At 70.4% G+C, this 19,334-nt stretch carries 15 protein-coding genes; 10 read left to right on the forward strand and 5 right to left on the reverse strand.

The features are described 5' to 3' along the window. Nucleotides 1-274: 274 nt before the first annotated feature. Together HUA75_RS15910 and HUA75_RS15915 are read left to right on the forward strand one after the other, a co-directional pair. Nucleotides 275-3,022: a CHAT domain-containing protein gene (locus tag HUA75_RS15910; protein WP_174486868.1), complete on the forward strand. Its 2,748-nt coding sequence runs from the start codon at nucleotides 275-277 to the stop codon at nucleotides 3,020-3,022. Nucleotides 3,023-3,064: 42 nt separating this feature from the next. Further along, nucleotides 3,065-3,703 (forward strand): hypothetical protein, encoded by a 639-nt coding sequence (locus HUA75_RS15915; RefSeq protein WP_141640490.1) that lies wholly within the window; start codon nucleotides 3,065-3,067, stop codon nucleotides 3,701-3,703. 66 nt (nucleotides 3,704-3,769) lie between these two features. On the opposite strand, the gene HUA75_RS15920 is transcribed toward HUA75_RS15915, so the two are convergent. Further along, the gene (locus HUA75_RS15920) at nucleotides 3,770-5,365 is read right to left on the reverse strand and encodes a TIGR02996 domain-containing protein (RefSeq protein WP_174486869.1); all 1,596 of its coding nucleotides are present in this window, start codon (nucleotides 5,363-5,365) and stop codon (nucleotides 3,770-3,772) included. A 28-nt stretch (nucleotides 5,366-5,393) separates the two neighbouring features. Then, entirely contained in the window at nucleotides 5,394-5,864 is a 471-nt protein-coding gene (locus HUA75_RS15925; protein ID WP_174466207.1) for a YchJ family protein, read from the reverse strand. Between the two features lie 124 nt (nucleotides 5,865-5,988). Between HUA75_RS15925 and HUA75_RS15930 the strand changes: the two genes are divergently transcribed. Beyond that, nucleotides 5,989-6,882, forward strand: a complete 894-nt coding sequence (locus HUA75_RS15930; RefSeq protein ID WP_141640493.1) for an undecaprenyl-diphosphate phosphatase — start codon at nucleotides 5,989-5,991, stop codon at nucleotides 6,880-6,882. 13 nt (nucleotides 6,883-6,895) lie between these two features. Further along, nucleotides 6,896-7,519, forward strand: coding sequence for a CoA pyrophosphatase (locus HUA75_RS15935; RefSeq protein ID WP_141640494.1), 624 nt, complete (start codon nucleotides 6,896-6,898; stop codon nucleotides 7,517-7,519). Here HUA75_RS15935 and HUA75_RS15940 read toward each other — a convergent pair. Together HUA75_RS15940 and HUA75_RS15945 are read right to left on the reverse strand one after the other, a co-directional pair. Further along, nucleotides 7,510-8,928 (reverse strand): MBOAT family protein, encoded by a 1,419-nt coding sequence (locus tag HUA75_RS15940; protein WP_174486870.1) that lies wholly within the window; start codon nucleotides 8,926-8,928, stop codon nucleotides 7,510-7,512. The genes HUA75_RS15935 and HUA75_RS15940 overlap by 10 nt on opposite strands. A 1-nt stretch (nucleotide 8,929) precedes the next feature. Next, a complete protein-coding gene (locus tag HUA75_RS15945) occupies nucleotides 8,930-11,809 on the reverse strand; it encodes a GDSL-type esterase/lipase family protein (RefSeq protein WP_174486871.1) in 2,880 nt (959 codons plus the stop codon). Nucleotides 11,810-11,933: 124 nt separating this feature from the next. Here HUA75_RS15945 and HUA75_RS15950 point away from each other — a divergent pair, with 124 nt between their 5' ends. The 6 genes from HUA75_RS15950 (at nucleotide 11,934) to tpx (ending at nucleotide 18,791) form a co-directional block, all read left to right on the forward strand. Continuing rightward, nucleotides 11,934-12,998 (forward strand): mannose-1-phosphate guanylyltransferase, encoded by a 1,065-nt coding sequence (locus HUA75_RS15950; protein WP_141640497.1) that lies wholly within the window; start codon nucleotides 11,934-11,936, stop codon nucleotides 12,996-12,998. Between the two features lie 200 nt (nucleotides 12,999-13,198). Further along, nucleotides 13,199-15,142: a protein kinase gene (locus HUA75_RS15955; protein ID WP_174486872.1), complete on the forward strand. Its 1,944-nt coding sequence runs from the start codon at nucleotides 13,199-13,201 to the stop codon at nucleotides 15,140-15,142. A gap of 240 nt (nucleotides 15,143-15,382) precedes the next feature. Continuing rightward, on the forward strand, nucleotides 15,383-16,753 hold the full coding sequence (locus HUA75_RS15960; RefSeq protein WP_141640499.1) for a phosphomannomutase/phosphoglucomutase: 1,371 nt from the start codon (nucleotides 15,383-15,385) through the stop codon (nucleotides 16,751-16,753). Between the two features lie 2 nt (nucleotides 16,754-16,755). Beyond that, nucleotides 16,756-17,307, forward strand: a complete 552-nt coding sequence (locus tag HUA75_RS15965; protein WP_141640573.1) for an NADPH-dependent FMN reductase — start codon at nucleotides 16,756-16,758, stop codon at nucleotides 17,305-17,307. A 14-nt stretch (nucleotides 17,308-17,321) separates the two neighbouring features. Then, complete coding sequence (locus HUA75_RS15970) at nucleotides 17,322-18,254, forward strand: ROK family protein (protein ID WP_141640500.1); 933 nt, start codon at nucleotides 17,322-17,324, stop codon at nucleotides 18,252-18,254. A gap of 18 nt (nucleotides 18,255-18,272) precedes the next feature. Beyond that, on the forward strand, nucleotides 18,273-18,791 hold the full coding sequence (gene tpx / locus HUA75_RS15975; protein WP_174486873.1) for a thiol peroxidase: 519 nt from the start codon (nucleotides 18,273-18,275) through the stop codon (nucleotides 18,789-18,791). Between the two features lie 46 nt (nucleotides 18,792-18,837). Here tpx and HUA75_RS15980 read toward each other — a convergent pair whose 3' ends face one another. Further along, nucleotides 18,838-19,242 (reverse strand): hypothetical protein, encoded by a 405-nt coding sequence (locus HUA75_RS15980; RefSeq protein WP_141640502.1) that lies wholly within the window; start codon nucleotides 19,240-19,242, stop codon nucleotides 18,838-18,840. Nucleotides 19,243-19,334 lie beyond the last annotated feature (92 nt).

Below are 19,334 nucleotides of genomic sequence, written 5' to 3' on the forward strand. Positions count from 1 at the left end.
CCCGCGTCGTGCGCCCACCTGGGGTGCGCTCCTCCGTGCGCGTCTTGGTCGGCCCGTTCCTCCTCGCACCCGGGCCGGGGCCACGGGCTTGGGCACGCGGCGCAGGTGACGTCAGCCCTGAAGCGAAGCCCGCGCTCGTCAACATCGACCGCGCTCGCGTCGCGGCGGCATCGCGATGACGAAAGAAGCGGCGTAGCGTCCCGGCGGGAAGATTCTGGCGACCCGCCGTTGGGTGGGCATGGGCTGCCAGGGCACATACGCGGGGAGTACGGCGGTGGATGACGGGTCCTGGTCCTGGATTCCGCGGCCGAGGTGGGCCGCGCTCGTGGTGGTGGTGGGTGTCGCGGGAGCCGCCGCTGTCGTGGCCGGCGTGCGCTCGCGGCAACGTTCCGAGCCTGTGTCGCCGGAGCTGTTCCTGACGGGCGCTCCGGTGCGCACGCTGGAGGCGCGGGTGAGCCATCCCGGCGCGGACGTTCACCGCCCCTACGGACCGCTGCGCTCGGGGGATGCCGGCGGGCCGCCTCCCGCGCCGCTGCGTGAGCTGGCGCGGTTGGAGGCCGAGGGCGACATGCATGGGCTCGCAGCGGCCTATCTGGTGCGCCGAAACGCGGAGCTGGCGGCGCCCTATCTGGCGAAGGCGGGGACGTCTCCGGACGTAGCCAGCGACAGGGCCATCATGGCGTTGGACCAGGGAGACTCCGCCACGGCGCTGGCGCTGTTGGAGGGCGTGCTGACGGCGCGGCCGACGCATGCGCAGGCACTGTGGAATCGGGCGCTCGTGCTGCGAGACCTGGAGCTGTGGGCACTCGCCGCGCTGTCTTTCGACGCCGTCGCCGCGCTGGGGGAGCCGGGCTGGGCGGCGGAGGCGAGGACCCGCGCGTCCGCGGCGCGCGCTCGGCTGATGAGCACGGAGGACTGGCGCAAGCCGTCGGCGCTAGGACAGGCGCTGGTGACTCAGGGCGAGCCCGTGTCCGTCGAGGTCCTCCAGGCGCATCCCGGCATCTTCCGCATGTTCCTGTACGAGGCCATCCGCGCGGCGCCCTCGCTGGAGCGGCTGCGCGCCCTGGAGTCGGCGGCCACGGTCCTGGATGCACGCGACGGTGGCACGGTGCTGCGAGATGCCCTCCGCTGGGCGAGCGGACGGGACTTCCACGTCCGCGCGCCCCTGGCCCGTCGCTACCTGGAGCTGTACCGCACGCACGAGGTCGCCGGGGGGCTCGCCGCGTTCCTGGACGAGCTGCGGCGCGCCGGCGAGCTGGACCTGTACCTGGGTGCCTTGGTGCGCGAGGGGAAGGTGGCGGAGCGGTTGGACGAACTCACCCCGCTCGTCGCGCGATTGGGGGACCCGTGGTTCACGCTCCTGCTGGAGCACGAGCGCGCCAGAGTGGCCATCTCCCGAGGAGAGCTGCTCCAGGCGGAGCAACACCTTCTGGCCGCTGCCGCGCTCTGCCAGGAACATCCATTGGGTTACCGCTGCATCCCGATTGAGTCGGACCTGGGCGACCTCTATCGCCAGCTCCACCGGCTGGCGGAGTCCCATCGTCACCTGCAGGCCGCGCGCGCCCTGTACCGCACGGACCCGAGGTGGGGCGAGGCGCAACTGCTGCTCCATCTCGGACAGCTCGCCCGCTACCAGGGTGATGGCGCGCAGGCACGGGCCTATCTGGAGGAGGCGCTCGCGCAGCGTCCCGAGGACTGCACCATCCGCCACTTCGTCCGCTCGAACGACGCGCTGGCCTTGCTGGGGAATCTGTCCGTGGCGCCGGCCCGGGAGCGCATGCGTGAGGCGCTCTCCTGCAAGACGCCCCTGCTGCTCTCGGGCGCGAAGACGCTCGCGGACCTGGCGCGGTTGCGGCCGGACCCGGAACAGGATGCTCGGCTCGTGGCGGGGATGTCGGAGCGGCGCCAGCAGGGGACGCTCACCCCGGGCGAGGCGGCGTTGCTCACGCACATCGAAGGGCGCTTCCTCGTGGAGCAGGACAGGGTGCGGGGCGAGGCGTTGCTGCGGCGGTCCATCGCCGAGGCGCAGCGCCTTCCCTCCACCAGCGTCGATGCGCGCAAGGCCCGCGCCTACAGCTACACGTCCCTGCTCTTCGCGGCGGCCCGGGCCGGAGAGTCCGAACAGGCGTTCCGACTCTTCGGCGAGGAGCTGGGCGGCCCGCTTCCCGAGCGGTGTGTCCTGGCCGTCACCGTGGATGTCGAGCGGACCCTCGTGCTGGCGCGAGGACCGGAGGGGCAGCTCGTGGAGCATCACGATGCCAGCCGCCGCGCGCCCCTGGATGAGGAGCTTCAGGGACTCGTGCCCGAGTCGGTGACGACGATGCTGCGAGCCTGCCCGGCGGTGGAGGTGGTGGCGCGTCCTCCGCTTCATGGCCGAGCGGGGCTGCTGCCCGAGGATGTGGCGTGGGCCTACCATGTTGTCAGGCCAGGGCCGGCCGTACCGGCACCGAGCATGGGACGTCGGTTGGTGGTGGCGGAGGTGCAGGCGCCCGCGTCGCTGGGGCTGCCAGCGCTCGGCGGGTGGGCGGGGCTGCCCGGGGATGACGCCACGATGTTGCTGGGACGGCAGGCCACGCCTTCACGCGTGTTGGATGCGATGGCGGACGCCACGCAAATCGAGGTCCATGCCCACGGGCTGATGAACCCGGATGTGTCCGAGGCGTCGTTGCTGGTGCTGTCGCCCGAGTCGAACGGTCGCTATGCGCTCACCGCGGGCGAAGTGCGTGCGACGAAGCTGCGAGGCCAGCCCCTGGTCATCCTGGCGGCGTGCCGGGCCGCGCATGGCGTCACCTGGACATATGAGCGCTTCAGCCTGCCCGTCGCCTTCCTGGATGCGGGGGCGCGCACCGTGCTCGCGGCGACCGTGGACGTGCCCGATGCCGAAGCGGGACCTTTCTTCAATGCGGTGCGTGAGCGGATTCAGCGTGGAGAGCGCGCGGCCAATGCCCTGCGAGATGTGCGGATGACGTGGATGCGGCGAGACCCTCGCAGTTGGGTGCGCTCCGTCCTGGTTTTTGAATGAAGGCGGGATGGGCCCGCCTGGTTCGAGTGGAGGGGGAAGACAATGAAGAACATGAACAAGTGGATGATGTGCCTGGTGCTGGTGGGGGCGGTGACGGGGTGCCGCACGATGGGCTCGCGACCGACGCCGAGTCCGTGCCCCGAGCCCGGCCCGATGCCGAAGACTCCCAAGGTCCAGCCGCTGCCGCCCAACGCGCAGCTGCCCGAGGGCGCCACCCAGATGGTCGTCGGGCTGTGCCCCCGCACGGGCAAGTTCCTCGCGCTGGGCGTCAACCCTGGCGGGAAGACCTTCGCGTACGCGGTGTCGGGTGACCGTGCCTCCAGCGACGCGTTCTTCGCGAACGTCCGCCGCAAGGGCATCCCCACGACGACGTTCACCGCGCCGGTGAGGGTCCGGAGCGGGGGCTCCGTGGGGACGGACGCCGTCGACGCGGGCTCCAACCCTCAGCAGGGCAATCAGGGAGGAGGCGAGGAGCAGAGCGCGCCACCTCCGTATGACCCCTGCACCAACCAGTCCGACGAGATTGGCGACAAGCCGCCGCCGGACCCGACGGATGAGGGGGGAGCGGTGCCGGATGGCTTCGCGGCCCTGGCCTGGAGGACCGCCAATGCCGTCGATGACACCAGCGACCCCTCGCCCGCGGCCACTGCTCCGCCGGCTGGAACGACGGTGCCCCGCTAAGCGCGGATGAAGGGACGAGGCCCGGAGCTGTCACGCCGGGCCTCGTCGTAGTTCCTCGCAGGCGCGTCAGGTCTCCAGCGTGCCGCCGAGCGCCTTGACGCGTTGCTCGATGTCCGCCTTCACGTCCGAGCTCAGCCGATGGGCCAGGGTGAGCTTCGAGCGCTTGAGCCGCGCGATCTGCTCGAGTCCGGCGACGAGGTCGTCGCGCACGAGTTCCTCGTAGGGCTCGTTCATCTTCGTGGTGAAGACGTGGACCGCGTGCTGGCCATCCGGCTCGCGCACGAAGCGGAAGCCGCAGCTCCAGTCCTTGGTGTCGTTGTGCACCAGTCGGAAGGTGAGGTCAGGGACCTTCAGCGTCGGCACGAGCGAGAAGAACTCCCGCGCCGCCGACGAGTCTTGGGCGCTCACGTAGATGCGGACCTGGAGTCGCTCCAGTCGCGACACGAGCGGTGTCGCCAGGAAACGGGAGACCCACGCGGGGAAGAGGAAGAGGTCCAGGTGGCGCAGCGAGGGGAACGCGCTGGGGTCCTGGCCCAGCTCCATCCAGGCGTCCACGGCGCCACGCACCGCCAGGGATTCGAGCCGAGGCATCTTCGCTTGATCCCGGAGCCCCACGTCGCTGTATGCGAGCGAACGCAGCGACTTCATCACGGGGTCGGTGGTGATGTCGTAGTCGCCGCGACCTTCCAGGTGCTCCACCGTGGCCCACAGGGGATGGCCGATGGTCTTCTCGATGGCGCTCTGGGTGGCGCGCGCGTTGCCCTGCTTCAGCGCGGCGTGGGACAGGAAGCCCCGCGTGAAGACGCAGTCGGGCTTGAGCGCCTCGTCGAGCGGGCCGAGCAGCTCCTTCCGGGCGCTCTTGAGAATCGCCTGCTCCCGCTTGCGCTCGGCGGCGGTGAGTGGGCGCCGGGCGGCCTCGAGCTGGAGCGCGATGAGCTCGCCGCGAGGGTGGCCCTGCTCCAGCAGCACGTCGGCCAGCACGGCGCGGGCCTCGTCGTCCTCGGGCTTCGCGAGCACCTGGGCCAGCAATGCCTCCGCGTCCGCGGCGTTCCGGGGCTTCGGTGGCGCGGCTTCCTGGAGGGCCGCGTCGAACCCGGCGAGGACCTTCACGTCGTCGGCGTGAAGCTCGGCGTCCTTCGCGGCCTCGAGCCCGACGCGAATCCGGTCGACGTGGCCGGCGAGGAACTCCTCGAAGTCATCCTGTTTGTCGTAGCCCGCGCGTGCCTTCAGCATCGAACTCGCGGCCTGGGCATCCCGGACGCGGCGCGCCAGGGGGCCCAGCCGTGTCCAGTATGGACGGGCCCCGGTGCTGGTGAAGGGCGGGTCCATGAACTGGCTCGCGACCCAGCGGTCGATGCGCGGGTCCTCGGGCCAGTCCGCGAGCGTCTCCAGCCGGGGCCTCCCTTTCACCGAGCCCTTGTCGAGCAACGCGGCGAGCAGCGTCGTGAGGTTCTTCGCGTCGGGCTTCTTCGCGAGCGCATCCCAGTCCTTGGGCGGAGGGATGTCGCCGGAGAGCTTCTGTCCCACGGTGACGATGCGGTCGGCCAGCGCGGTGTGGGGCGCGGCACGCCACGCGACGAGCAGGTCGTCGAGGACGCGGCTCCAGTCGTGCTGGCTCGCGGCTTTCAGCAGGGAAGACAGCTTCGAGGTCGCGGTGGGCATCGAGGGTCCTTCGAGGCGCGGAGCTGGCCTACCTGGGAAACGTCGCGAGTGTGAGGGACTCGGGCGGGACGGTCAGCTCGCGGAGCATGAGCGTGTCACCGGAGAGGTACCGCCAGCCGGTGCCGTCGTGGCGGAAGTCGGAGCGCTCCACGAAGGAGCGGTCCTTGCCCTTCTCGAATACCTTCGCGAAGAAGAGCACCTGCGCGGTGCCCTGGGCGTCGGGGGCCTGACGGTCCATCACCACCAGCTTCGGGAACTGGTGGGCCTGCGCGAAGGCGCGCAGCTCGCGCACCACGACGTCCTCGGGCCGCGCGCGGTCCGGGTGGCTGGGGTGAAGTGTCTTCCACAGGTACGTCGGCTCGCGCTGGGCGAAGGCGCTGTAGCGGCTGCGCATCAGTCGCTCGGCGTCTGGCGGTTCTGCTTCGCCCCGGTGGAAGGGGGCGCAGCACTCGCGGTAGCGCAGTCCGGAGCAGCAGGGGCACGGAGGGGCAGGGGGCATGTCGCGGACCCGAGCCTACCTGGACCGAGGGGGAAGGGGGACGCCGCGTGCTCGCCCCGCCACACACGCGGAGGTTCGCCCTTGCTGGCGGCGGTGTCCGGGCATACATCCGGGGACCGCGCCTATGAGCCTCCTTGAAGCCATCGTCCTGGGACTGGTCCAGGGTCTCACCGAGTTCTTGCCCATCAGCTCCACCGCCCACCTGCGCATCGCGCCGGAGCTGTTCGGGTGGAAGGACCCGGGGGCCGCGTACTCCGCGGTCATCCAACTGGGCACGGTCGCCGCGGTGCTCATCTACTTCCGCAAGGACATCGTCTCGCTGGTGACGGCGTTCTTCCGGGGGCTTGCGAAGCGCGAGCCCTTCGGCACCGTGGAGTCCCGGCTGGCGTGGTTCGTCCTGGTGGGCACGCTGCCCATCGGCCTCTGCGGCCTGGCCTTCAAGAAGGCCATCGAGACGCAGTTCCGCTCGCTCTACGTCATCTCCGGCAGCCTCATCATCCTGGCCATCATCCTCTTCGTGGTGGAGAAGCGCGCCTCACACCAGCGGACGCTGGCCGACATGACGTGGCGGGACGGCATCCTCATCGGCCTGTGGCAGGCGCTGGCGCTCATCCCCGGCTCGTCGCGCTCGGGCACGACGCTCACGGGCGGCCTGTCGCTGGGGCTCAAGCGCGAGGACGCGGCGCGCTACTCGTTCCTGTTGTCCATCCCCGCCACTTCGCTGGCGGGCATCTTCGAGCTGAAGCACCTGTTGGAAGCCACCGAGCGGCCCAGCGCCGTGTCGCTCTGGGTCGGCACCCTGGTGGCGTTCGCCTCGGGCATGGCGGCCATCGCGTGGTTGTTGAACTACCTGCGCTCGCGCACGACGCTGGTGTTCGTGGTGTACCGCGTGGCGCTCGGTCTGCTGCTCCTCGGGTTGCTCCAGGCGGGCGTGCTCAAGCCGCTGTCGGGCGTGGAGAACGTGGACGTGCCTCGCGAGCCGGGGAAGCAGCAAATCGAGAAGCAGATCACCGACTAGGGAGGCTGGCGTCGTGAGCGTGGAGGCGTTGTTCCAGGGGGTGGAGGCGCGGCTGTCGACGCGTCCGGCGCGCAATGTGGACCTGCCGGGGCTCGTGCTGCGCGAGGCCTCCGTGCTGGTGCCGCTGTTCGAGCGCGACGGCGTGCCGCACGTGGTCTTCACCCGACGACCCGCCACCCTGCGCACCCACGCCAATCAGTACAGCTTCCCGGGCGGAGGCCGCGACGCGGAGGACCTCACGCCGCTGCACACCGCGCTGCGCGAGACGGAAGAGGAGCTGGGCATCGACCGGCGCGGCGTGCGCGTGCTGGGCATGCTGGACGAGGTGCCCACCATCTCCCAGTACCGCGTGCGCCCCTTCGTCGGCGTGATTCCGGGCGACGGCAAGTACCAGCCCAGTCCAGAAGAGGTGGCCTTCATCCTGGAGGTGCCACTCGTCGCCCTGATGGACCCTGCCATCCTCCGCGTGGAGCGCAAGGAAGTCTTCGGCGCCGAGCGGGACTTGTACTTCTACACGTACGACTCCCACGTCATCTGGGGAGCCACCGCGCGCATCCTCCGCGACTTCCTGGGGCAGCTCGCGCAGGTGCCCGGCCTGGAGTCCGTGCTCGCCGCGCCCGGACGCCGTCAGAACTGAAGGTACACGTACGGCCGCGTCTCCACGGCGGACAGGTGGCGGATGCCCAGGCCGAGGACGACCAGCGCCACGGCGCGCACCGGCACCGGCATCCGCACGAACAGCTCCGACGTCACCGTGTAGAGCTTCATCGGCACCACGTGGAAGAACACCGCCGCCGCCAACATGCCCCACACCAGCGGGCTGACGTTGGCGATGCCCGGCACGCCCTCCATCATCCGCGCGTAGAACTCACCCGCGTGCGTCATCGTCTTCGCCCGGAAGACGACGCGTGTCAGCACGACGATGGTGAACGTGGCCAGCATCCCCAGGGCGATGCGAGGGACCCCCGGCTTCTCCGGCTTGCCCACCCACCACTCCCAGCACCGTGACAGGCCCAGCACCGCGCCGTGTACGCCGCCCCAGACGGCGAAGCGCCAGTCCGCGCCGTGCCACAGGCCACCCAGCACCATCACCGTCATCAGGTTGAACAACACCCGAGGCTTCGACACCCGGTTGCCGCCCAGCGGCCGGTACAGGTAGTCCCGCAGCCAGGTGGACAGGCTCATGTGCCACCGGTTCCAGAACTCGCCCAGGTTCTTCGCGAGATAGGGCCGGTTGAAGTTCTCCGGGAACTTGAAGCCGAACAGCGCCGCCACGCCCAGCGCGATGTCCGAGTAGCCCGAGAAGTCGTAGTAGAGCTCGAAGGTGTAGGCGATGGCCGCGACGATGCACTCGGCGGAGGCGTACTTGTCCGGCGAGGCGAACACCGGGTCGACAATGCCGCTGCCCAGCACGTCCGCGATGACCAGTTTCTTCACCAGGCCCACGGCGATGCGGAACATCGCCTGTCCGCCTTCTTCCGGCGTCAGCGTGGGCACGTCCTTGAATCGCGCCATCAGCTCCGACGCGCGGACGATGGGCCCGCTCACCACGCGCGGGAAGAAGAGCATGTACAGCAGGTGCTCGAGGAACGAGTGCTCGGAGCTGGCCTTCCCCCGGTACACGTCCACCGTGTAGCTGATGGCCTGGAAGACGAAGAACGACAGGCCCAGCGGCAGAATCAAACTGAACGGCGTCTCGCGGACGTGGAGGCCCCAGGACTCGGGCACCAGCTCCAGCGCTGTCTTGCGCAACAGCTCCAGGTACTTGAAGCCCGCGAGCAACCCCAGGTTCGACACCACCGACAGCGTGACGAACAGCTTGCGCACGCCCTGCGACGTCGCGCGTCCCATCCCCTTGACGAGCAGGTGGTCCACCGTGACGCCGATGAGGAAGATGATGAGCGGGAAGGGCGTGAAGGCCGCGTAGAAGTAGACGCTGGCCACCAGCAGCACCAACAGGCGCGGCCAGTAGTGACGGTGCACCGCCCAGTACAGGGCGAACACCGCGATGACGAAGACGAGGTACTGGAGGCTGTGCGACAGCACGTCAGTTCCCCTCCATGCGCGCGGTGGGCTCGGTCTTCTTGCGCAGCTCGTACGCCGCCAGGAAGTCCCGCGCGAAGCTCGCCGCCAGCCGCTCGTAGCCTTCCGGCGTCAGGTGCACGCCATCCGCATGGCCCAGCACCGGACGAGCCCGCTGCCAGCGCAGCATCGCCCGCTCGCCGCCCATGGCCGCGCGAGGAGACCAGTATGCGCAGCCCGCGTCACGCGCCACCCGAGGCAGCGTGTCCAGCACCGACGCCAGCGCGGGCGCCTCCGTCCAGCGGCCATTCGCGTCCTGCGCCAGCCGGTCCGTGGACCCCATCAACAGGCACTCGGCGTTGCCGGTGGCCTTGCGCAGGCGGGCAATGAGCGCGGGGTAGTCGTTCGATATCGCCGCCGCGTCCAGGTCCGCCTTGCCCGCCTCGTTGGTGCCGTACCAGAAGACGAGCAGGTCCGGACGGCGCGAGGCGAGCTGCGCATCCACCGCCGACGCATCCATGTCCCGCAGCGTGGAGGCCATGGCCCCCGGCAGCCCCAGCGCGTCCAGCACCACGCCCGGCGTGTCGTACTCCAGCGCGGCGCCCAGCACGGTGACCCCACTGCCCGCCGGCGCCACCACCTCGACTTCGTGCGAGGCGCCCGTGACGGGGAAGGAGCGGATGCGCACCATCGGCGCGGCGAGCGGCTCCGGCAGCGGCGCGTCCGGAGGCATGGCCTCGCCGTCCACCCGGATGTCTGGAGCCTTCGTGTCGGGCGCGTCGAGCGCGTACAGGTCGAGCCGCCCGGTCAAGGTCTTCGCGTCCTTGCAGTCCTTGCAGAACTCGATGCGCAGCTTCGCGCCCGGCGCGCCCACGGCGCGGATGCCCGTGAGGCCCCACAGTCCGCCCGGCGGTGCCTCCATCGCGTCCTCCACCGTCCAGTCGCCCACCAGCTCACGGGCCACGCGCGCGTTCTCCAGCCGAGGCGAGGACTTGCCCGCGGCGATGAAGCCCCGGCCCGCGTCACCGAAGCGCTTCGTCAGCACCCCGCGCACCGCGTCCGTGAAGTAGTGCGACGCGGTATGCGACGCGCCGAGCTGGGCGATGCCCACGCGCAGAGCCTCTCCTGACTCGCGGCGGCGCAGCCGGTCGAACGTCTTCGTCAGCGCGGTGTCCGCGTCCCGCAGGCCCGGCGCGTCCGCCACCGGCACCAGCGGCGCGTGCACCTTCGCGAACCCTCGCTGCAGCGCCAGGTCGAACAGGTGGCCCAGCAAATCGGAGCCCTTCGCGCGCGGGTGCACCAGGTCCTCCAACATCAACCCGGCCTCCAACCATCGCAGGGCCGCGCCCTCGCCACCCATGGCGGTGTACGCGTCCCAGAAGGCACAGCCACCCAGGCGCGCCTCCTCGCGGAAGATGTCGGAGACCTCCTTGGAACCCCGGCGCGGCACCAGCTCGCCGCCCATGGTCCGCACGCCCGCGTCGATGGGTGACATGACGAGGCACGCCGCGTCCGGCACGTTGGCTCGCACGCGAGACACCAGCTCCTTCATCTGCGCGCGCACTTCCTCGAGCGTGGTCCGGTCTCTCGAGAAGAAGAACGCCTCGTTGCCGCCCACCATCAACACCACCATGGCCGGCTTGCGCTGACGAAGCTGCGCGCGGAAGGCCGCGGGCTGGGCGCGCAGGTACACCTCCGCCATTCCGCCCAAGAGGCCCACCGTGTCGTAGATGACGCCCGGCGTGCCCGTCTCCAGCGTCACGCCGTGCAGCTCCACCTTGCCGGACGTGGTGAGCGTCAGCGTCTTGGCGCCCTCGGGCAGATTCACCCGCGCGAAGGCCGCCTCTGACTTCGTCTTGGAGAAGCCGCGCGTCTGGATGCGCTGCAGCGGCCGGCCATCCACGGAGAGCTGCACGGAGCCGCTGGAAGGCTGGGCGAGGAAGAACAGCTCCGCCACCCGCGAGCCCTCCACGTCATACTTCGTGTTCTGCGAGCCACCCGCCGAGGTGAAGGCCACACCCGTCCAGCCCACCCTGTCGCGGGGCCACTTGGTGTCCACCAGCCGGGCAATCTCCCAGCCGTCCGAGCCCCGTCCGGAGCGCGTCCACCGGCCCGCGCTGGCGGGGCGGGTGATGAAGAGGAAGCCCTTGCCGCCCGAGCCGAAGCGCTCCTGGAGCCTGTCCCGCACCACGTCGGTGATGTAGTCCGACGCGACGAGCGAGTCTCCCAGATGCACCACGCGCACCGGCGTGCGCCGCGTGTCCGCGCGCAGCTCCGTCAGCGCCCGGTGGAAGGGGGCGAGCCCGTCCTCCTCACAGGTGCCGTCCGCGCGTGCCTTGCGGCAGTTGGGTTCGATATCCACGTGCTGGGCGCTCATCCGCTCGCGCAACGCCTCCAGCTCCACGGCGCGCGCCAGCGAGGGGGCGCTCAATTCCTCCAGGCCGATGCCGGGCACGGTGGGCACCGCGGGCGTGGGCACCGCGTCCACCACCTCCGTCCCCGCGTCGTCGGCCGGGTCCTCTTCCGGCACGGCGCCCTGCTTGGGCGTGTCCGACGCCACCACCTCAATCTCCGGCGGAGGGGCGGGGCGGCCGCCGGTGAAGGACGCCGGCACCGCCAGCGCCACCAGCTTCGGGCCCAGGGGGCCTCGCTGGAGACTGGGCAGGGGGCGCCACGACTCCGGAATCGGGGCGAGCGAAAGCCCCAGCGCCAGCGCGACGGTGAGGGTGAGCGTCAGCCCGGTGGTTCTGGCCTTGAGGAAGTCCAACAGCGCGGCATGAGACTGGCTTTTCGGGGGCGGGTCAAAACTCTCGCCGCTCGGGGCCGCTTCATCGTCCGGAGGGCGGACAGGCGGGCGGTCTTGGCTGGAAGGTGGGAGGCGCAACGGCCTGGACGGGGGCTTCATGGGAAGCGGCTCCCCTCTTTCCCGGAAAGGCCGAAACGGTATGGTGCGCCGCCATTCACGCTGGGGGAAGACCCTGGCGCCTCCCGCTGGCGACGAGCCGGCACTCGCAGGAGTCGTACCCCGCATGGCCCTCTACCCCGTCATCATGGCCGGTGGCTCCGGCACTCGCTTCTGGCCCCTGTCCCGTCAGGCGCGGCCCAAGCAGTTCCTTCCCCTGGCCTCCAAGCTGCCGCTCATCACCGACACCGCCGCCCGTCTCAAGGGCCTGTCGACGGTGAAGAACACCTTCATCGTGTGCGGCCCCCTGCACGCGAAGGCCGCGGCGAAGCTGGTGAAGGGCCTGCCCAAGGCGAACATCCTGGTGGAGCCGGTGGCGCGCAACACCGCGCCCGCGATTGCGCTGGCCGCCGTGCACGTGGCAGCGAGAGACCCGAAGGGCATCATGGTGGTGTTGCCCTCGGACCACCATGTCGCGGACGTCCCCGGCTTCAAGCGCACGCTGGAGGAGGCGGCCCGCATCGCGGAAGGGGGGCACATCGTCACCCTGGGCATCCAGCCCAACCGCCCGGAGACGGGCTACGGCTACATCCAGGTGGGTGACGCGCTCTCGGGTGGCGGCCGTTCCGTGAAGGCGTTCAAGGAGAAGCCCGACACGCAGACGGCCAAGGCGTACGTCTCCTCCGGCGAGTACCTGTGGAACGGCGGCATCTTCGTCTTCCGCGCCGACGTCATCCTGGCCGCCTTCGAGCAGCACATGCCGGAGATGAAGAAGGGCCTGGCCGCGCTGAGCAAGGCAGCGGGCAAGCGCACCTTCGGCCCGGTGCTGAAGAAGGTCTTCCCCAAGCTGCCCTCCATCTCCATCGACTACGGCGTCATGGAGAAGGCGTCCAACATCGCGGTGCTGCCCGGGGACTTCGGCTGGTCCGACGTGGGCTCCTTCGCGGCGATTCCGGAGGTCCGCCCCGCGGACGAGAACGGCAACGTCATCTCCGGTGCCTCGGCGGTGGTGGTGGACTGCAAGGGCTGCGTGGTGCTCGCGGACAAGCGCCCCCTGGCCGTCGTCGGCCTCACGGACGTGGTGGTGGTGGACTCCGGCGACGCGGTGCTGGTGGTGCCTCGCGAGAAGAGCCAGGACGTCCGCAAGGTGGTCGAGGCCCTCAAGGCCCGCAAGCTTCAGAAGTATCTGTAGGCGCAGGCGCCCAGTGTGCGCTGGAGAAACTTCCACTCTCGGGGCTGAAACATTTTCCGCTTCGTGGGTAACGGGTTTCCCCGGGTTCTCGTCCCGTCGGGAGGTTGTCCTGTCCAGTCGGTGACGAAGCGGGGGGTGCACGGGGGTTGCAGTGCCACCGCCGCCCGCCCCATCCAGGGGCGGCAGGGGCGGTGGCGAACATGGCATGCAGGCACTGCGCGGTGGAGCATCCGGTGGGTACGGGCTGTCCCCAGGCGCCGTCGCTGGAAGGGCAGCGTCACGGTCCGCTCGTGCTTCGCCAGCCGCTGGGGGCCGGAGCGCTGGGCACGGTGTACCTGGCCGAGCACCAGCCCACGGGCCATCGCTTCGCGGTGAAGGTGCTGCATCGGCACCTGGCCGCCCAGCCCGCGGTGCTCGCGCGCTTCCAGGCGGAGGCCCGGGCGCTGCGCGGACTGAAGCACCGCCACGTGGCCCGCGTGCTGGATGTGCGCCGGGGCCCCGAGGGACTGCCGTGCCTCCTCATGGAGTACGCGGAGGGTGAGCCCTTCTCGCGCCTGCCCATGCCGCTGGCCTCGGCGGAGGTGGTGCTGCTGCTGGCCCAGGCGCTGTGCGCGCTCGAGGCCGCGCACGCGCGAGGGCTGGTGCACGGGGACCTGTCCGCGGACAGCCTCATCCTGACGTGGGACTCGCGCGGTGAGCGGCAGGTGAAGGTGCTCGACTTCGGCACGCAGGCGGTGCTCTCCGCCAGCCTCTCTCCGGAGGAGCGCGCGTGCGGCATGGTGGTGGGCTCGCCCGCCTTCCTCGCGCCCGAGCAGTGGGCGGGGGACGCGGTGGATGGGCGCACGGACCTGTATGCGCTGGGCGTGGTGGGTTACCTGCTCGCCACGGGACGGCTGCCCTTCGGCTTCGGCCGCGTGGGAGGCCTGTCGCCCACCGAGCCGCACGTGCTCAACCCGCGGGTTCCTCCCGCGCTCTCCACGGTGCTGCTGCGCGCGCTGGCCCAGCGCCCCGGGGAGCGCTTCCCGCACGCGAGGGCCTTCCGCGAGGCGCTGCTGGAGAGCCAGGGCATCGGGCGACTGGAGCCCTCTTCGTCGACGCGCACGCGCACGTCGAAGGGCGGCGTCTCCATCTTCGGGCACATCCTCCCCGAGGACGGCGCCACGCCGCTGCACCTGGCGCTGCGAGACGCGGCGCATGGGAACGCCACGCCGACCGAGGTCAACCCGCCGCGCATGGAGTCGCCGCGCGGGCTGGGCGTCCGGCTGGGGCTGGCGACGGACACGGAGTTGGTGCCCGTGCGCGTGGGCGATGTGACGGTGGATGGCTTCTTCGCCACCTGGGCGGGCCCGCTGCCGGAATTGGCCTCGCAGCTCCCCGTGGAGCTGTCACTGGGGGGCCGCAAGGTGGCGTGTGACTGCGACGTGGTCCGCCATGTCACGAGTGAAGAAGCGCGGGCGTGGGGCGGGGCCTCGGGCCTCTATGTCCAGTTCGCGGGCGAGGCGGCGCGGGCGCTGCTGGGCCGCGCGCTGGGCGTGGGCGTGATGCCGGGGGAGTTGGACGCGGAGCCCGTGCCGGACGCGGAGCTGGGGCGGCTCTTGTCGCGCGCGGCCGTCGTGGCCAAGGACCCGTACGCCCTCCTGGGCGCGTTGCCTCACGAGGACTTCGAGCAGGTGCGTCGTCGCGCGAGCGCCGGGCTGCGCCGGCTGAACCTGTTCCGTCAGCGCGCGCTTCCGCTGGGGCAACGTCAGGCCCTGGAGTCGCTCCTGCGCCGGGTGGAGGCCGCGGGACGCGTGCTGGGCGAGCCCGTGTCACGCGCGGGCTTCGATGCCACGCGCGGCAACCTCGCGGGAGTGGCGCGCTGCCTCGACGCGGGCCTGTCGGAGCCTCAGGCGGACGTGCTGCGCAAGGCCTTCCTCGCGGCGCGTCCCCTGGCGGAGACCCGGGCCCGGGCGCTCTTCACCCAGGGGCACGCGCTGGAGGCGCGGGGCTCGCTGGACGCCGCGCTGGAGCGCTACGCGGAGGCCCTCTCGTTGGACCCCCTCAACGCCTCCTGGCTGCGGCACTACCAGGAGCTGCGCGGACGGGTGCGTCTGGCGGTCCTCCCGGCCGTCGAGGCCCCTGGCTTGGAGGCCCTCACGCACTGAGGGCCGTGTCTTCCGGGAGACCTTCCAGGGGGCGTGGAGACCCGGCGTGTACCGCCGCCCGCCCGACAGGCGGGCACATCCAGGGGTTGATTGGCACCCCAGGGACTTGAAGGGCCCCCGAGGGGCCTCCGTTCAGCAGGTTGCGCCCCCGTCTCGGCGGGTGCCGGGAAGGTCGGGGCTCGTGTAGAGTCCGCCGCCCTCCGTCATGCCCTCCGGTCTTCCGAGGGCGGGGACACCTTCATGAACGCGCATATCTTCCGCGAGTACGACATCCGGGGTCTGGTGGACAAGGACCTCACCGCCGAGGTGGTGGAGCTGCTGGGCAAGGGCCTGGGCACCATCATCCGACGCAAGGGCGGCCGCTTCATCGCCGTGGGCCGCGACTGCCGCGAGTCGTCCACCCGCTTCCGCGACTCGCTCTGTGCCGGCCTGACGTCCACGGGCCTCAACGTCTTCGACGTGGGCGTCGTGCCCACGCCGTTGGTCTACTTCGCCGCCAACACCCTGCCGGTGGATGGCCTGGCCATGATTACCGGCAGCCACAACCCGCCGGAGTACAACGGTTTCAAGATTGGCGCGGGGAAGACGACCTTCCACAGCCACGAAATCCAGGCGCTGCGAAAGCTCATCGAGGCCGCTGACTTCGAGGTCTCCGCCACGCCCGGCACCGTCACCCCGTTCGACATCATCACCCCCTACAACCACTTCGTGAAGCAGACGGTGAAGGTGGGCCGCAAGGGGATGAAAATTGTCATCGACGCGGGCAACGGCACCGGCGGCGCCATCGCCGTCCCGCTGTTCGAGAGCATGGGCTTCGAGGTGGTGCCCCTGTTCTGCGAGATGGACGCGACGTTCCCCAACCACCACCCGGACCCGACGGTGGTGGAGAACCTCCAGGACCTCATCGCCGCCGTGAAGCGCGAGAAGGCGGAAGTGGGCATCGCCTACGACGGCGACAGCGACCGCATCGGCGTCATCGACGACCAGGGCAACATCCTCTGGGGTGACCAGATCATGGTCCTCTTCAGCCGCTACGTGCTGAAGGACAGCCCGGGCGCGGCCATCGTCGGCGAGGTGAAGTGCAGCTACACGCTGTACGACGACATCGCGAAGCGCGGCGGCAGGCCCATCATGTGGAAGGCGGGCCACTCCCTCATCAAGGCGAAGATGAAGGAGGAGCACGCGGAGCTGGCCGGAGAGATGAGCGGCCACATCTTCTTCAAGAACCGCTACTTCGGCTTCGACGACGCGGTGTACTCGTCCGCGCGCCTGCTGGAAATCCTCACCCACGAGAAGCAGAAGCTGTCCGAGCTGCTCGCCGACGTGCCCAAGACGTACGCCAGCCCCGAGCTGCGCTTCGAGACGAAGGAAGAGAAGAAGTTCGAGATGGTCAAGCGCGCCACGGAGACGCTGCGCGCGGCGGGCCACGACATCATCGACGTGGACGGCGTGCGCGTGACGTTCCCCGACGGCTGGGGCCTCATCCGCGCCTCCAACACGCAGCCCATCCTCGTCCTTCGCTTCGAGGCCAACACGGCCGAGCGCCTCAAGGAAATCCAGGCGCTCATCGAGGGCACGGTGGCCCGTGTGCAGAAGGAAGTGGGCGGGTGAGCATGTCGTCGCCTCGCATCCTCGCCATCAGCGGAAGCCTCCGGAACGGCGGGTTCAACCAGTTGCTCCTGGCGGTGGGCGTCCAGAAGGCCCGCGCGCTGGGGGCCGAGGTCGACGTCGTGGACCTCAAGTCGCTCGGCGTCCCGCTCTATGACGGCGACGTGGAGGCCCAGGGCCTGCCGGCGCCCGTCGTCGCGCTGCGCGAGCGGGTGGCCAGGGCCCAGGGCTTCCTCATCTCGAGCCCCGAGTACAACTCGTCCATTCCCGGCGGCCTGAAGAACGCCATCGACTGGGCGTCGCGTGCGCCGGGCCGGTTGTTCCAGGGCAAGTGGGCGGCGCTCATGGGCGCCAGCCCCGGCAACTTCGGCACGTCGCGCATGCAGCCGCACCTGCGGCAGGTGATGTCTTCGGTGGGCGCGCTGGTGCTGCCCACCCAGGTGCACCTGGCGCGGGCGATGGAGGCCTTCACGCCCGAGGGTGCGCTGAAGGACGACGCGCGGAAGAAGGAAGTCGAAGCGCTGGTCACCGAGTTGTTCGAGCGCGTGAAGGGTTGAGAAAGGACACCGCCATGGCGACGCTAGGAATCGACCTGGGTGGGACGTTCGCCCGCGCCGCCGTGGTGGACGCGGCGGGAAAGATGCTCGCGTCGGCGAAGGTGGCCCTCGACGAGCGCAGCCCCACCGGGGTGGTGGAGACCATCGCCCAGGCGGCGTCCGCGGCGGTGAAGTCCGCGGGCGTCGTGGTGGGCGGCTGTGGCGTGGGCGCGGCCGCGCAGATTCACAAGGACTCCGGCGTGCTGTCGGTCGCCCCCAACCTGGGCTGGCGCAACGTGCCGCTGGGCCAGTTGCTCACGGACCGGCTGGGGCAGAAGGTGAAGGTGGTGAACGACCTGTCCGCCGCCGCCTGGGGTGAGCTGCACGCGGGCGCGGGGCGCGGCGCTCAAGATTTGTTGGTGGTCTTCGTGGGCTCGGGCGTGGGCAGCGCCATCATCGCGGGCGGACAGTTGCTGGATGGCGCGGGCGGCGTGGCGGGAGAGCTGGGCCACATCAAGGTGGTGCCGGATGGCCGGCGCTGCGGCTGTGGTGAGCAGGGGTGCCTGGAGGCGTATGCCGGCGGACACAACCTCATCGCGCAGGCGCGGGAGCTGCTGGCGGCCGGGAGCTCGCCCGCACTGGCGGAGCTGGTGGGGAATGACGCCACGAAGCTCACGCCGGTGACGCTGGAGCAGGCGGCGGAAGCAGGCGACGCGGCGGCTCGAGAGGTGTATGAGCGGGCCGCGCGGTTCCTGGCGCTGGCGGTGGCCAACCAGGTGACGGTGTTGAATCCGGCGCGACTCATCCTGGGCGGTGGAGTGTTGAACCACTGTCCCGGCATGCGGCGCCGGGTGCTGGATGGTGTGCGGGCGTGGGCGTCCCAGACGTCCCGCGAGGGGCTGCTCATCGCCGACGCGGAGCTCGGTGACGACAGCGGCCTCATTGGTGCGGCGTTGCTGGCCGCGTGATGAGAGGAGTGGGGATTCATGGCCGAGTTCAAGAACCAGGTCACCTACCGGGGACAGCCGGTGACGCTGGAGGGGGACGGACAGGTGCAGGTGGGCGACGTCGCGCCTGACTTCACCGTCTTCAAGGGGTTCTTCGAGTCCCACCAGCTGTCGGAGCTCAAGGGTCAGGTCGTGGTGCTGAGCGTGGCGCCCAGCGTGGACACCAAGGTCTGCGCCATCCAGCTGCGCATGTTCAACAAGCAGGCGACGGACATGGGGCCGGACGTGAAGGTCTGGTACCTGAGCCTGGACCTGCCCTTCGCGCTCAACCGCTTCAGCGCGGCCGAGGGCATCAACAACGTCGCGGTGCTGTCGGACTACAAGAACCGCGAGTTCGCGCGGAAGTACGGCCTGTACATGAAGGAGCTGGGCCTCCTGGCGCGCAGCACCTTCGTGGTGGGCCGGGACGGCAGAGTGGTCTTCCGGGAGGTCGTCCCGGAGATGATGCACGAGCCGGACTACGACGCCGCGCTGGAAGCGGTCCGCAAGGCGCTCTGAGTCGTCGAGCGCCGCGCCGCTTCCAGGCGCGGGAGTGTGAGGCGGCTCAGGCGTGCACCACGCGGGCCTGCTTGACGGCCATCAGCTCCAGGCAGGTGAAGCCCGCCACGGCGAGGGCCTGCACCAGGGTGAAGGCCTGACCCCAGACGGTGGGCTGCACCCAGCCCGAGGCGAGCAGGACGAAGCTGTCCACCGTCCACAGCACGTTGGCGACGATGATGGCCCAGACGAGCGCTCGGGGCACGAGCGGGCGCATGGCGAGGAAGACGAGCAGCGCGGCGAAGGGCAGCAGGCTGAAGCCCGCCGAGCGCAGCAGCGTGACATGAAGGCCCAGCAAGTCGCTCAAGGGCCCCGCGGCGAAGAACATCAGGGCCCCGGTGGCGCCGCTGATGAGACCGTCGGCGAGCAGGATGTGGCCCAGCAGGGTGCGGGAAGCGGGAATGGCGCTCATGGGTGTGTCCTTGGAGAGCGGCGCCGGTGAATCCGGCCGCCGTGTGAGACACAAATTGCGCGCCGGGGGATTTGAAGTCGATTACGTGGGAG

Source organism: Myxococcus sp. CA040A, assembly GCF_013336725.1.
Taxonomy (GTDB): domain Bacteria; phylum Myxococcota; class Myxococcia; order Myxococcales; family Myxococcaceae; genus Myxococcus; species Myxococcus llanfairpwllgwyngyllgogerychwyrndrobwllllantysiliogogogochensis.

Coding starts and splice junctions, on each gene's coding strand:
- HUA75_RS15915 (WP_141640490.1), top strand. CDS start 3,065: ATGAAGAACATGAACAAGTGGATGATGTGCCTGGTGCTGGTGGGGGCG.
- tpx (WP_174486873.1), top strand. CDS start 18,273: ATGGCCGAGTTCAAGAACCAGGTCACCTACCGGGGACAGCCGGTGACG.
- HUA75_RS15980 (WP_141640502.1), bottom strand. CDS start 19,242: ATGAGCGCCATTCCCGCTTCCCGCACCCTGCTGGGCCACATCCTGCTC.
- HUA75_RS15930 (WP_141640493.1), top strand. CDS start 5,989: ATGAGCCTCCTTGAAGCCATCGTCCTGGGACTGGTCCAGGGTCTCACC.
- HUA75_RS15920 (WP_174486869.1), bottom strand. CDS start 5,365: ATGCCCACCGCGACCTCGAAGCTGTCTTCCCTGCTGAAAGCCGCGAGC.
- HUA75_RS15925 (WP_174466207.1), bottom strand. CDS start 5,864: ATGCCCCCTGCCCCTCCGTGCCCCTGCTGCTCCGGACTGCGCTACCGC.
- HUA75_RS15955 (WP_174486872.1), top strand. CDS start 13,199: ATGGCATGCAGGCACTGCGCGGTGGAGCATCCGGTGGGTACGGGCTGT.
- HUA75_RS15950 (WP_141640497.1), top strand. CDS start 11,934: ATGGCCCTCTACCCCGTCATCATGGCCGGTGGCTCCGGCACTCGCTTC.
- HUA75_RS15960 (WP_141640499.1), top strand. CDS start 15,383: ATGAACGCGCATATCTTCCGCGAGTACGACATCCGGGGTCTGGTGGAC.
- HUA75_RS15970 (WP_141640500.1), top strand. CDS start 17,322: ATGGCGACGCTAGGAATCGACCTGGGTGGGACGTTCGCCCGCGCCGCC.
- HUA75_RS15945 (WP_174486871.1), bottom strand. CDS start 11,809: ATGAAGCCCCCGTCCAGGCCGTTGCGCCTCCCACCTTCCAGCCAAGAC.
- HUA75_RS15965 (WP_141640573.1), top strand. CDS start 16,756: ATGTCGTCGCCTCGCATCCTCGCCATCAGCGGAAGCCTCCGGAACGGC.